Raw genomic sequence first — 13,472 nt, forward strand, 5'->3', positions numbered from 1 at the left:
TCCCGGCGGTCGAACGCAAGCCCGGATGCGCGTTCAGGAACGCAGAGCGCCCCGACGACGTTGCAGATCGGTCACGGCGCCGAGGCCCGCGTCGAGTTCTTCACGCAGCAACGCCGCCTGCTGCGCCGCGACGTCTTCGCCCAGTAACGCGGCGGCACGGCCCTCCTCGAGCAGCGCCAAGGCTTCCCACGGGGACGCGGCCAGCTCCCCGACCGGCTCGCCCGCTTCGGGTGGCGACAGCTCGTCGGCCAGTCCCGCGGCACCGGCGGCGAGCAGTGCGGCTACCACCAGGTGCGGCTGCGCATCTGCACCCGCGAAACGGAATTCCAACCGGGGCGAGGACGGCGTGCCGCAAAGCCGGACCGCGCACGTGCGGTCGTCCCGGCCCCACCGCAGCTCACGCGGGGAGAACGGCGCGGTGCGCAGCCGGACGTAGCTGTTCCACGTCGGTGCCCACACCGCGGTGAGAGCCCGCGCGTCGCGCAGTACTCCGGCCAGGAATGCCCCCAGCGCCTCCGGGTCGTCCGAAGTGGACAGGGACAGGTGCACGTGACAGGAACTGCCCTGACCGGGCTCCGGCGCGGCGAGATAGTCCGCCGTCACGCCGTGCCGGGCCGTGACCCGGCGGGTCAGCAGCTGCAGCAGCAGGGCGTCGTCGCACGCGGCGAGTGCGTCCCGGTGCCGCAGGACCACCTCGTACTGCCCGGGGTGGCATTCCGCACGAGCCGATTCGACGCCGAGCCCGGCCGACGCCGAACGCAGGTCCGCGAGCAGCGGCGCGAGCGCTTCGGTACCGCCGACCGCGTAGTCCACCCCGTGCCCGGTCAACGGTCTCCCGTCCGCAGCACGGAAAACGACCTCGTGCTCGATCCCGATCGACGGCACGAGGCCACGTTCCTCCAGCTCCGCCAGCTGCCTCCGCAGCACGGTGCGCGGAGCGAGCCCGGCCGGTTCCCCGGACGGGAACTCCGCGTCGCCCACCACCGCCCAGGTCCGCTCGCCGAGCGGGAACGCCGTGGCCGCGTCGACCCGGATCGGCAGGTCGCCGAATCCGCCGAGATACCGGCGCACCGGCCCGCCGTCCGGTAGCGGGTCCCGCCCGGGCGTCCAGGCGAACACGTAGCCGCACAGCCCGTAACCGGTGTCCACGACCTCGGCGGCGAACGGTGCCGCCAGCTCCACCGCGGCGAACCGTGCGTGCGGGTCGGGCACGAGCAGGAGCAGCCGGGTGTCCTCCTCGGCGAGGACACGACGCAGCACTTCGGCGGCCGCGCTGCCGGCGACCGCACGCTCCGCGAGCGACCGCGCCCCGACGGGACGATCGAACAGCGTCACCAGGCGCCCTCCGGATCGGGCGCGTGCAACGGGTTCGGCACCCGGCCCCAGCGGACGTCGAACTCGTCGTCGCGTTCCACCTTGTCGAAGCCCTGGCCCGCGAAGTGCTCGCGGTTGAGCGTGACGCGTTCGACGTCCGGCGCGAGCAGGCGGCACGCGTCGAATCGCGCCGCCACGTCCGGGTTCTCTTCGCGGTAGCGGCCGACGACAGTGCGCACCAGCGCCCAGAAATCGGCGCGGGCCAGGCCCAGGTCGTCCAGCAGCAGTTCGGCCCAGAACCGCAGCTGCCCGGAGAAGACCGAGCTGAACAGCGACTGCGCGAGCAGGTGCGCCGGCCAGCGCAGCATGTCCGCCGCCGCCTCCGGCGGGAGGTCGGCGTACGCGGGCAGGTCCTCGTCCAGCAGGTCGACGCCCTGGGCGAAGTCCTTGATCGCGACCCGCAGCGGACGCCCGTCGGCGTCGACGACGAGGACGAGGTTCTGCCCGTGCGGGCAGAACCCCACGCCGTAACGGAGAAGCCAGTGCAGCAGCGGCGTGAGCAACAGGTCGAACAGCCGCGAAAGCCACGCCTGCGCGCCGTCCCCGGAGCGGGTGATGAGCCCGGTCAGCACGGAGTTGCCGTCGGCATCGCGATACGGCAGAGCGGCGAACGAGATCGCCTGCTCGCTCTCGCCGAGCCGCGCCGCGAGCGGTTCCCGCCACAGCGCGCCCAGCGTTTCGTGGAACCGGTAGGGCAGTTCGTCCAGCGCGCCGAACAGCGGGTGCCGCACCGAGACGCTGGCCACCTCGCCGAGCAGCTCGAACCGGTACTTCCCGGACAGCAGCGGATCCGCGGCGTCGATCCGGCGCAACCACTCGGTGACCGACGGGCCGGCGAGCGTGGCGGCCGAGTTCAGCCCCCGGTAGACGAGGGTGTTGCGGACCGAAACCGCGGTCTTCACGTCGCGGCGATCCGGGCGCGAGCGGTTGGCCAGCGTTCGCACCGTCTGATGTGGACGATAGACGTCGGAACTCTCCCCCAACTCGGCCATCTGACCGGTGGCCAGCTCGGCCGCGTACAGCGTGCCGACGATCTCGTCGGCCTGCCACGGGTGCACCGGAACCCACACGTACTCGCCCGGAGCACCGAGCGTGGCAGTGCGCGCGGCGAACTCCTCCCACGTCGAGTCGTCCAGTTCTTCGCGCAACAACGTTTCCGCGTCCAGCCCGGCGACGCTGCGGAACTCGGCGAGGTCGCGATGCACGGCGTACCAGCGCAGCCGGACGTCCACGCCTGACTCGGGCGCGTAGCGCGCACGGTCCCGGGCGGAGAAACCGACTCGGCCCTTGTTCAGCACGAGCCGGGGATGCCCCGTGAGGTACCCGTCCGCGAGGTTGTACTCCATGGTGGACAGCTGGGCGGCGGTCGGCGCGTGGCGCAACCGGGTCGCCTCGTTGGTGACCGTGGCGGTCAACTCGGCGAGCACGTCGGCCAGCCGGAGTCCGGTGAGGCCCAGCGTCTCGCGAGCGTCGGCCACGAGCGTGCGCGGATCGTCCGCGGGCGTCTCGGCCCCGCCGTCGACGCGGACCGCGCTGCCCGGCAGCACGGTCCAGGATTCGAACGCGCCCCGGCGCGCCTGGAAGCGGTACGAGATCCCGCCGGGCAGCTCCAGCAGCCACCGGCGGTGCCCGGCGCCGGCCGGCTCCGCCGGCTGCGGGACCAGCATGGCCTCGTAGGACAACTCGCCGAGCATTTTGTGCGTGACTAGTGAACCCGCGGCCCGCCAGGCGGCGGTGTCGGTCAAGCTGTCGCTCACTGGTTCTCCGTTTCGTCCAGGCCGAATGTGGTGAAGGCGGTGCGCTCCGGCAGGTCGTACACCGGTTTTCCGCACACGGAGTTGAGGATCGAGGCAGCACGCCAGGCACCGAGCCCGAGATCCGGCGCGCCGGGGCCGTGGGTGTGACGCTCGGCGTTCTGCACGTACAGCGATCCGCGCACCGGCTCGGCCAGCTGAACGCGGTAGTCGGCGCCGATCACGAGCCGGCCCCGCGCGTCCCGGCACACGGTTTCGCCCAGCCCGTCGAGCAGTGGCGCGACCGGTGTTTCGGCGTACCCCGTGGCGGCGACCACCGCGGACGTCCGGTGGGTGCCGGTCCGTCCTTGCTGTACATGCCGCAAGTCCAGCGTGATGCCCTCGGGATCGGCGGCCGCGGCGACCACTTCGACTCCCGGGGTGAGCACAGCTCCCGGCCAGCCGCCGCCGACGCTCCGACGGTACAGCTCGTCGTGGATCTCGGCGATGGTCCCGGTGTCGATCCCGCGGTAGAGCTGCCACTGCGAGGGCAGCAGGTCGTCTCGCACGGAACCGGGCAGCCGGTGGAAGAACGCCGTGTAGTCCGGGGAGAACTGCTCCAGGCCGAGCTTCGAGTACTCCATCGGCGCGAACGCCGGGGTCCGCGCCAGCCAACGCAGTCCGTCCACAGTGGACCGGGTACGCAGCAGGTCCAGGAAGACCTCGGCACCGGACTGCCCGGAACCGACGACGGTCACCCGCTCCGCGGCCAGCAGTTCAGCGCGGCGGGCCAGGTAGTCCGCGGAGTGCAGCACCGGTACGTCCGGGTCGGAGAGCAAGTCCCGCAACGGTTCCGGCACGCTCGGCGAAGTGCCGACGCCGAGCACGACCGCCGTGGCGAGTACCGGTTCCGCGCCGTCGACGGTGAGTTCGAACGCCTCCTCGTCCGGCATCCAGCGCAATCCGGTGACCTCGTGGCCGAACCGGCACGACGGGAGCCGGGCGACCGCCCAGCGTCCGTAGTCGTCGTACTCCGCGCGGGGCAGGTGAAACCGCTCGGCGAAGTAGAAGGGCAGCAGGCGGCCGCGTTCGCGCAGGTAGTTGAGGAACGAATGGCGGCTGGTCGGATCGACGAGGGAGACCAGGTCGGCGAGGAACGGCACCTGCAGGGTCGCGCCGTCGACGAGCATGCCCGGGTGCCAGCGGAACTCCGGGCGCGCATCGAACAGCACCACGTCGAGGTCGAGCGGATCGGCCAGCGCGGCCAGTGAAAGGTTGAACGGCCCGATCCCGACCCCGGCGAGGTCGAAACGCCTCACGAGGCGACCGGGCTTTCCCGCACTGCCACGGAATTCGCCGCGGCCGCGGCCACCGCGTCGAGGATCGGGCGGTACTCGGCGACGGTCGCGTGCGGGTGCAGGAGGGTGAGCTTCAGCCACCGCTGCGGGCTGCCGTCCGGTCCGGTGGGCAGCAGTCCGCGGCCGATCACCGCGGTGCCCTCCTCCAGCAGCGTCCGGCGCACCCGCGCGACCAGCTCGTCTCCGGCGGGCCCGGGCAGCTCGTCCGCTTCCCGCGGACGGAAGACCACTGTGGACAGTTCCGGCGGGCCCCATGAGCGCAGCGCCGGGTGGCCGGTCACCAGTTCGTGGACGGCGGAAGCGGTGGCACAGCAGTGTTCCACGAGCGCGCCGAGCCCCCGTACGCCGAGCGCGCGTACCGTGACCGCCATCCGGAACGCGTCCGGTCGGCGGGACGTGCGCAGCGAACGCCCGAGCACATCGGGCAGGCCGGCTTCGGTGTCGTCGTCGGCGTTGAGGTACTCGGCGCGCACGGTGAGCGCGCCGAGATCGGCCGCTTCACGCGTGGCGAACAATCCCGCGGCGACCGGCTGCCAGCCGAATTTGTGCAGGTCGAGGGCGACCGAATCGGCCAGCTCCAGTCCGGCGACCCGGCCGGACAGAGCGGGACTGCACAAGGCCAGGCCTCCGTAGGCCGCGTCGACGTGCAGCCGAGCCCCGGCGCGGCGGCAGATCTCGGCGATCTCCGGCAGCGGGTCGATCCGTCCGGTGTTGGTCGTCCCCGCGGTCGCGACGACCACCGCCGGTCCGTCGAGCGCGGTCAGCGCGTCGGCCAGCGCCGCGGGCAGCATCCGGTCGTCCGCGCACGCCACCACGACCGGCGCGGGAAGCCCCAGCAGCCAGGCCGCGCGGGCGACGCTGTGGTGGGAGTTCTCGCCGCACACGGGACGGATCGCGGTGCCGGAACGCTCCCGGGCCAGCAGGAGGCCGAGCAGGTTCGACTCGGTACCCCCGGAGGTGACGACCGCGTCCGGACGCTCGGCCGAGGGGTAACACAGCCGGGCGATCCCGGCGGTGAACTGCCGCTCCAGCTCGCCCGCGACGGGTGCCTGGTCCCACGAATCCACCGACGGGTTGAGCGCGGACGCCACCACGTCCGCGGCGACCGCCACGGCGAGCGGCGGACAGTGCAGGTGCGCGGCGCAGGCCGGATCGGCGGGATCGGCCGCGCCCGCGGCAAGCAGGGTGCTCAGCTCTTCGAGCGCCCGCTCGGCGCCGACCCCTCGCAACGGCAGCCCGGCGCCGGTCGCCGGCGCGGAGCTTTCGGGGCGCGGGGATGGCAGCCCGGAAGCCGGCATCGCCGCACCGGAGCCGTCCGGGGCCACCGGAGCCCCGGCGAACTCGCACTCGACGGCCGGATCCGCCCGGTCCGTGGCGTCGCGCCCGGACTGCCGGCCGCGCGCGCCGCCGGGCACGAGCGTGCCATTCTCCCGGCCGAATCCCGCTACGGAGCCGCGCTTGTCGACGGGCCGAGGGTGGCCGGCGCTTCCCGCAGCTCGCTCCGCCGGGCCGGAGTCCGCACCGGGTTGCCCAGCGATCCCGGAGCCCGGGCCGGGCGGCGCATCCTCCCCGGAACCGGCATCCACGGCGCCCCCGAGGCGTGGGCCAGGTGGGTCGTCCCCTGCGGCACCGGGGTCGCCCGCCGCGGCCAGTGTTGCCAGAGCCGCCACCGCGGCCGGGCCGCCGGACGGGATCGGGCCACCTCGTTCCGCCACGCCGGACGCCAGGGCACGCAGGGCCACCGGGATCAGCCGCGCGAGCCGGTCCGCGCCGCCCGGGCCGCCGGCCAGCCAGGCCGAGGACTCACCCTCCATGGAGCCGCCTTTCTTAGGGTAACCTTTCCTCACGCTACGCAACACTACGGACACCCATCGCCAGCCCGCGCGCGGGTGCCCCGGCCGGTGTTCAGCATGCTGGGCGAGCGCGGCACCACGCGTCGGCCATTCGGGAGACCCGGCTTCACCCGAACGCCACCGGCAGTCCCCCCGGCGCGCACGCGAAACGGCCCGGGGCAAGCGCCCCGGGCCGTCTGCCGAAAACCCGTCACCGCCGCGGGGCGAGCCCCCGCACCTGGTCGAACACGTCGCCGCCGGTGGGCAGGACCGCGAGCACCGGCGTGGTCAGCCCATTGTCCACATAGGACTGAACCTGCTCACGGCAGGAGTCCACGCTGCCGTGCACGACCAGCGCGTCCACGACCTCGTCCGGGATCACCTCGTTCGCCTTCTTGCGCTCACCCGCGGCCCACGCCTCGTGCATCGGCCGGAGCTGCTCGCCGCGGCCGAGCCATTCGTGGAAGGCCGCGTACACCGGCACGGTCAGGTACGACGAGATCAGCATCCGTCCCAGTGCCCGCGCGGCCGCGACGTCCTCGGTCGGGCACACGAAGATCCGCGCGGCCAGCTCCACGTCCGGGCCCACGACCTCCCGCACCTTCGGCACGTCCGCGGCGGCCAGCCAGTTGGTGATCGCCCCGTCCGCCTCCTTCGCGGCCAGCCGCAGCATGCCCGGGCGCAGTGCGGCCAGCATGATCGACGGCGCGGGATCGGCGGCGCGCTCGAGGCGGAACTTCGAGACCGAGAACGTGTCGTAGGACTCGGTCACCTTCTCCCCGGCCAGTGCCGAACGCAGGAACCGCAGGGCGTCCCGCGACCGCTTGAACGGTTCGGCGAACTCCGCGGAGTTCCAGCTTTCCACGATCACCGGCGACGACGCGCCGATGCCCAGCACGAACCGCCCTGGCGCGAGCTCGGCGAGCGTGGACGCGCTCATCGCGAGCAGTCCCGGACCCCGCGTGTAGACCGGCACGATCGCGGTGCCCAGCCGCAGCTGCGGTGCCCACTGCGAGGCCAGGACGAGCGGCGTGAACGCGTCGGTGCCCGCGGTTTCCGCGCTCCACACGTCGGTGTAACCGAGGTCCGGCAGCTGCTCGACCAGTGCGCGGTGCTCGGTCAGCGGCACTCCCGTCAGCGGGATGGTGAGGCCCCAGCGGTTCGTCATGGCTGCTGCTCCTTCCGGTCGCCGGACAGCTCGCGCAGGATCCAGCCGATCTGGGTACGCATCAGGTTTTCCGCGACTTCCTCGGCCTGCGGGCTCATGTGGGTGGCGCCGGCCAGCGGCAGGAACACGTGCCCGCGGCCGGCGGCCAGCAGCGCCGAGGACAGCCGCAGCGAATGCGCGGGGAACACGTTGTCGTCGGCCAGCCCGTGCACGATCATCAGCGCGCGGGACAACGATCCGGCGCCGGCGATGAGCGAATTGTGCCGGTAGCTCTCGGGTTCGTCCTGCGGCGTGCCCAGATAACGCTCGGTGTAGTGGGTGTCGTAGAGCGACCAGTCGGTGACCGGCGCGCCGGCGACCGCGGCGTGGAACACGTCCGGACGGCGGAGCACCGCGAGCGCGGACAGATACCCGCCGTAGGACCAGCCGCGGATCGCGACCCGCTCCAGATCCAGCTCCGGATGCGCCTCGGCGGCCGCGTGCAGCGCGTCGACCTGGTCGGCCAGCGTCACGTCGGCGAGCTTCCCGGCGATTTCCTTCTCCCACGCCGGTCCCCGTCCCGGCGATCCACGCCCGTCGGCGACCAGCACCGCGAAACCCTGGTCGGCCAGCCACTGCGGGGTGAGGAAGGCGTTGCGGCTCTGGAGAACCCGCTGCGCGTGCGGGCCGCCGTACGGATCGAGCAGCACCGGCAGCTTGCCTTCGCCCGGCTCGTACCCGCGCGGCAGCAGCAGCGCCGCACGCAGGCCACGTTCGCCGAGCGTGAGCCACGTCAGGTTCGGCACGATCTCCGGGTCCACAGTGGACGACCCGATGGCTGCCACCGGTTCGCCGTCACGCAGCACGCTCACCCGTGGCCCGCTGTAGGCGAGGCTCCACGCGGTCAGCACGGTCAGCTCCGCGCTGCCCGCTCCGATGTGCACACCGTCCTCAGTGGACAGCCGGCGGACGCCGCCGCCCTCGGTCCGGTAGACGTGCACCTGGGTCGGGTCGGATTCCGAGGCGGTGAAAAGGATCTCGTCGCCCACGTGGAGCACCGCACGCAGCTGCGTGCCCGGCGGCGTCACCGGCTTGCCGTTGACGACGAGCCGGTGGTCGCCGTCCGCGGCGCTCTCCACGACCAGCTTTCCGTCCGTGGTCCACGCGGGCACGCCCTGGACGATCTCCACCCACTGTTCGTCGGTTTCGGTGTGCACCTCGCGCACCGAGCCGTCGGCCGGGTCCACCGCCAGCACCGTCAGCTTCTTCTGGTCCCGTGGCTGCACCGCCAGCAGCGGAGGGCCGCCGGCCGACCAGTGCACGGTGACGAGGTACTCCCAGCCGCGGTGTTCTCCCTCCGGGCGGGCCACCGCGACCCGGCTGCCGTCGAGACCGAGCACGGCGAGCGACACCTCGGCGTTCGGCGAGCCCGCCGACGGGTAGGCCACCACGTTCGCCGGCTGCTGCGGGTTCGCCGGGTCCCCGATCGTCCAGCGGGGCACCGGCCCGCGGTCGGACCGCTCGACGAGCAGGCTCCGCCCGTCCGGCGACCACCAGTACCCCCGCGTGCGGTCCATCTCCTCGGCGGCGATGAACTCGGCGAGCCCCCACGCGACATCGTCGCCGCTTTCCTCGACCAGCGCCCGGTCCTCGCCGGTCGCCAGCTCGATCACCCGCAGGCGCCGGTCGCGCACGTACGCGACGTGCGTGCCGGACGGGTTCGGCCGCGGGTCGACGACGGAGCCGTCCACGAGCATCCGGGTGGCGCCGGTGCCCGGGTCGAGGGTGTAGAGCTTGCCCGACAACGTGAAGGTGACGACGGTGAACGCGTCGTCCACGTCGAAGGCGACCACCCCACCGCCGGTTTCCCTGGCCCGCTCGCGCCGCGCCCGCTCCTCCGGCGGCAGGTCCTCGTCGCCGGGCAGCAGCTCGGCCGCGTCGACCAGCATCGTCTCCTGGCCGCTGTCGAGTTCGAGCGACCACAGACTGTGCCGCGGATCAGTGCCCGAAGCACTGCGCAGGAACAGCACCCGGGAGCCGTCCGGAGCGACCCGGAACTGCTTGGGCGCACCGAGGGTGAAGCGCTGGGTACGGGCCTGGCGGCGGAGGAAGGGAACGTCATCAAGAGCGGAATCGGTCACGGCTGGCACTCTTTCAGACGATCAGCGGCTCGCGCCAACACTCCTCAACGCTGCGCGCTGTTCGGCGACGTCATAGGCGGGTTCGGGAAACCGCGGGTCCATCTCGGCGAGCGTCTCGGCGAGCAGTTCGGCGACGGCCCAGTTCCGGTACCACTTGCGGTCGGCGGGCACGACGTACCACGGCGCGTGCGCTGTCGACGTCCGCTTCAGCAGATCGGCGTACGCCTGCTCGTAGGCCGGTCACTGCCGCCGCGCCGCCACGTCGGACGGGTCGAACTTCCAGCGTTTCTCCGGCCGGTCCAGCCGTGCGGTCAGCCGCCGCAGCTGCTCCTGCGAGGAGATGTGCAGGAACACCTTCACGAGCTCGGTGCCGTTCGCGGTCAGCTCACGCTCGAAGGCGTTGATCTCGGTGTAGCGGCGGCGCCGTCCGGCCGCACTCAGCTGCCCGGACACCCGCGGCACCAGGATGTCCTCGTAGTGCGAGCGGTCGAACACCCCGAGATGACCCGGTGTCGGCAGCCGTCGGCGGATCCGCCACAGGAAGTCGTGCCGGAGTTCCGCGGGGGTGGGCTTCTTGAACCCGGTGTACTGCACGCCCATCGGGTTGACCAGGCCGAGCACGTGCCCGACGGTGCCGCCCTTGCCGGAGGTGTCCATGCCCTGCAGCACGAGCAGCACGCTGCGCCGCCCACCCCCGGAACCCTCCGCGTACAGCGCTTCCTGCAGCGCGGCAAGGCGTTCCCCGGCGGACGCGAGCCGCTTCGTGCCCTTGTCCTTCTTGTCCGGACCCACCGGCGAAGAACCCGGGTCCGGCAGTTCGTCCCCCGCACGGAGTGCCTCGCGTACCCGGTTCCCGTTCTTCTTCGCCATGCCGGGACGATAACCGCCGGCGGAGTGTGCAGCGAATCGCCGGAATTCTCGCCGACTGCGCAACGAACAACGATCCCAAGCAACGTTTCCCGGCTGATCTGGCCGCTCACGGGATCTAGCCTGAACGTATGACGACGTTCGCCGGTACCGGCCTTCCCGCTTCCACCGACGGCTACCTCGCGCTCGACGACCACTGGAGCGCGCACAACTACCACCCGCTGCCGGTCGTCATCGCGCAGGCACAGGGCGCCACGGTCACCGACGTCGACGGCAAGTCCTACCTCGACTTCCTGGCCGGCTACTCGGCACTGAACTTCGGCCACCGCCATCCGGACCTGATCGCCGCCGCGGTGGAGCAGCTGGGCCGGGTCACGCTCACCTCGCGCGCGTTCCACCACGACCAGTTCGGCCTGTTCTGCCGCGAGCTGGCCGAGCTGACCGGCACCGAGATGGTGCTGCCGATGAACTCCGGCGCCGAGGCGGTGGAGTCCGCGGTGAAGCTGGCGCGCAAGTGGGCGCACCGGGTCAAGGGCGTTCCGGACGGCACCGCGGAGATCGTGGTCGCGGGGTCGAACTTCCACGGCCGGACCACCACCATCGTCTCCTTCTCCACCGACGAGACCGCGCGCGCCGACTTCGGGCCGTTCACCCCGGGGTTCGTCACGGTGCCCTACGGCGACGCGGGAGCACTGCGGGCCGCCATCACGCCGCGCACCGCGGCCGTGCTGCTCGAGCCGATCCAGGGCGAGGCGGGCGTGATCGTGCCGCCGGCCGGCTACTTCGCCGAGGTGCGCCGGGTGTGTGACGACCAGGGCGTGCTGCTGATCGCCGACGAGATCCAGTCCGGGCTGGGCCGCACCGGCACCGTGCTGGCGCTGGACCACGAAGGCGTGCGCGCGGACGTCTACACGCTCGGCAAGGCCCTCGGCGGAGGTATCCTGCCGGTGTCCGCGGTGGTCGGCAGCCGCGAGGTGCTGGGCCTGCTGAAGCCGGGCGAACACGGGTCGACCTTCGGCGGCAACCCGCTGGCGTGCGCGGTCGGCCGGGCCGTGCTCCGGCTGCTGCGCACCGGCGAGTTCCAGCAGCGGTCCACCGAACTCGGGGCACACCTGCACGAACGCCTGCGCGCGATGATCGGCAGCGGCCTGTCCGAGGTCCGGGGCCGCGGCCTGTGGGCAGGTATCGACCTCGCGCCGGGCGGGCCGTCCGGCCGCGCCGCGTCCGAGGCGCTGGCCGGGATGGGCGTGCTGTGCAAGGAAACCCACGACCACACGCTGCGGATCGCACCGCCGCTGGTGATCACCCGGGCCGAGCTGGACCGCGGCCTCGACGCCATCGCGCGCGTCATCCAGTCCTGAAGGGCTTCACCGACGACCGCGGCGGCGCCGTAAAGGCCGTAAAGTCGGGGGCGTGACCGCCAGGCGGGCGCTCGCCCTCGTCGCCGCACTCTTCGCGCTCGGCACGCTCGTGCTCGGCCTGCTGGTCGCGCAACGCGGGCCGGGCGCGCTGGACATGTGGGCCACCGAGGTGACCGGCAGGCTGAGTGAAACGCTGCTCGACGTCCTTCTGCTGCCCACCGAGCCGTACGTGCTGGTCCCCGCCATCGCGCTGATCGCCGGAAGCTGCCTGTACCTGCGCCGGCGCGGGGACGCGCTGCTCGCCGTGGCCGGGCCGGTGCTCGCCGTGTCGCTCAACACGTGGGTACTCAAACCGCTGTTCGGCCGCTGGAAGGACGGTGGGCTCGCGTATCCGAGCGGCCACACCGTCAGCCTGGTCAGTGTGCTCGTGCTGCTGGTGCTGCTCGCCCGGCCGAAGGTGGGCGCCGCGCTGGCGGCGGTGGTGCTGCTGGGCTGCGCGACGGTCGGCTTGGTCGGCGCCGGCTACCACTACCTCACCGATGTGGCGGGCGGGGGCTGCTTCGCGACGTTCGTGGTCACCGGGATGGGGGCGGTTCGGACACCGCGTCCCGTGCCAACGCCGTCAACCGGCTGACCGCGCGGAGGTACTTCTTGCGGTAGCCGCCGTTCACCATCTCCTCGCCGAACAGCTCGGGCAGCGGCACGCCGGACACCACGACCGGGATGGCGCGGTCGTACAGCCGGTCGGCGAACGCGACCAGCCGCAGCCCCACTGTCTGGTCCGGCGCCGGCCGCACGTGCGCCAGGTGCACGCGGCGCACGCCGTCCAGCAGCTTCCCGTAGCGCGACGGGTGCAGCCGTGCCAGGTGGTCGGCCAGCGCGCCGAATTCGTCCACAGTGGATCCTTCGTGCGCGGCCGCGGAAGCCGCCAGCTCCTCGTCGCTCACCGGCGGCGGGGCGTCGGGCAGGCCGCGGTGACGGTAGTCCGGGCCGTCCACGCGGACCACCGAGAACCGCCGGGACAGCGCCTGGATCTCGCGCAGGAAGTCCTCCGCGGCGAACCGGCCCTCACCGAGCTTGTCCGGCAGCGTGTTCGACGTCGCGGCCACGTGCACGCCGGCGTCGGTCAGCTCCTGCAGCAGCCGGCTGACCAGCGTGGTGTCGCCGGGGTCGTCCAGCTCGAACTCGTCGATCGCCAGCAGCCGGTGTTCGGAAAGCCGCCGCACCGCCTCGCCGAAACCCAGCGCGCCGACCAGGTGGGTCAGCTCCACGAAGGTGCCGTACGCCTTGGGCCCTGGCGCCTCGTGCCAAGTCGAGGCGAGCAGGTGGGTCTTGCCGACCCCGAACCCGCCGTCGAGGTAGAGCCCCATCGGCCCGGACGGCGCGGGCGCACCGCCGCCGAACAGCGACCGCAGCCGGGATTTCTTCGCCGGGCCTGCGCCGATCCGCGCGGCGAACGCCGAACACGCCGCCACCGCGGCGGCCTGGCTGGGCTCGTCCGGATGGGGCAGGTAGGTCGCGAACCGGGCCTCGCCGAACCGCGGCGGCGGCACCAGGGAGGCGATCAGCTCGTCGGCCCCGAGCTCGGGAAACCGGTCGGTCAGGGCAGCTGCGGGCATGGTCGCAGAGCCTAGCCCCGGCGGGCCGCGGCGCCGCCGG

General features: G+C 72.7%; 9 protein-coding genes and 1 pseudogene. 2 read left to right on the forward strand and 8 right to left on the reverse strand.

Features of this window, described 5'->3' with window-relative positions; translation table 11 throughout:
* Window positions 1-33: 33 nt before the first annotated feature.
* From BJY18_RS10755 to BJY18_RS10785, 7 genes and pseudogenes are all read right to left on the reverse strand, one after another.
* Window positions 34-1,335 carry a type I glutamate--ammonia ligase gene (locus tag BJY18_RS10755; protein WP_184779842.1) on the reverse strand — a complete coding sequence of 434 codons (1,302 nt, stop codon included), beginning with the start codon at window positions 1,333-1,335 and terminating at the stop codon, window positions 34-36.
* Window positions 1,332-3,068, reverse strand: a complete 1,737-nt coding sequence (locus tag BJY18_RS10760; RefSeq protein ID WP_184784542.1) for an IucA/IucC family protein — start codon at window positions 3,066-3,068, stop codon at window positions 1,332-1,334. The genes BJY18_RS10755 and BJY18_RS10760 overlap by 4 nt, the downstream gene beginning before the upstream one ends.
* 59 nt (window positions 3,069-3,127) lie before the next feature.
* The gene (locus tag BJY18_RS10765) at window positions 3,128-4,426 is read right to left on the reverse strand and encodes a lysine N(6)-hydroxylase/L-ornithine N(5)-oxygenase family protein (protein WP_184779843.1); all 1,299 of its coding nucleotides are present in this window, start codon (window positions 4,424-4,426) and stop codon (window positions 3,128-3,130) included.
* Window positions 4,423-5,790, reverse strand: a complete 1,368-nt coding sequence (locus BJY18_RS10770; protein WP_376774758.1) for a pyridoxal phosphate-dependent decarboxylase family protein — start codon at window positions 5,788-5,790, stop codon at window positions 4,423-4,425. The genes BJY18_RS10765 and BJY18_RS10770 overlap by 4 nt, the downstream gene beginning before the upstream one ends.
* A 718-nt stretch (window positions 5,791-6,508) precedes the next feature.
* Entirely contained in the window at window positions 6,509-7,465 is a 957-nt protein-coding gene (locus BJY18_RS10775; protein ID WP_184779844.1) for an LLM class F420-dependent oxidoreductase, read from the reverse strand.
* On the reverse strand, window positions 7,462-9,594 hold the full coding sequence (locus tag BJY18_RS10780; RefSeq protein ID WP_446680342.1) for a S9 family peptidase: 2,133 nt from the start codon (window positions 9,592-9,594) through the stop codon (window positions 7,462-7,464). Before BJY18_RS10780 ends, BJY18_RS10775 begins: the two co-directional genes overlap by 4 nt.
* A 12-nt stretch (window positions 9,595-9,606) precedes the next feature.
* A pseudogene (locus tag BJY18_RS10785) lies at window positions 9,607-10,455 on the reverse strand (PPK2 family polyphosphate kinase).
* 128 nt (window positions 10,456-10,583) lie between these two features.
* Between BJY18_RS10785 and rocD the strand changes: the two are divergent.
* Both rocD and BJY18_RS10795 read left to right on the forward strand, forming a co-directional pair.
* Entirely contained in the window at window positions 10,584-11,813 is a 1,230-nt protein-coding gene (rocD, locus tag BJY18_RS10790) for an ornithine--oxo-acid transaminase (protein WP_184779846.1), read from the forward strand.
* Window positions 11,814-11,865: 52 nt separating this feature from the next.
* On the forward strand, window positions 11,866-12,447 hold the full coding sequence (locus BJY18_RS10795) for a phosphatase PAP2 family protein (RefSeq protein WP_312873811.1): 582 nt from the start codon (window positions 11,866-11,868) through the stop codon (window positions 12,445-12,447).
* Here the strand turns inward: BJY18_RS10795 and zapE are convergent.
* On the reverse strand, window positions 12,389-13,432 hold the full coding sequence (gene zapE, locus BJY18_RS10800) for a cell division protein ZapE (protein WP_184779847.1): 1,044 nt from the start codon (window positions 13,430-13,432) through the stop codon (window positions 12,389-12,391). The genes BJY18_RS10795 and zapE overlap by 59 nt on opposite strands.
* Window positions 13,433-13,472 lie beyond the last annotated feature (40 nt).

The organism is Amycolatopsis jiangsuensis, assembly GCF_014204865.1.
GTDB classification, from domain to species: domain Bacteria; phylum Actinomycetota; class Actinomycetes; order Mycobacteriales; family Pseudonocardiaceae; genus Amycolatopsis; species Amycolatopsis jiangsuensis.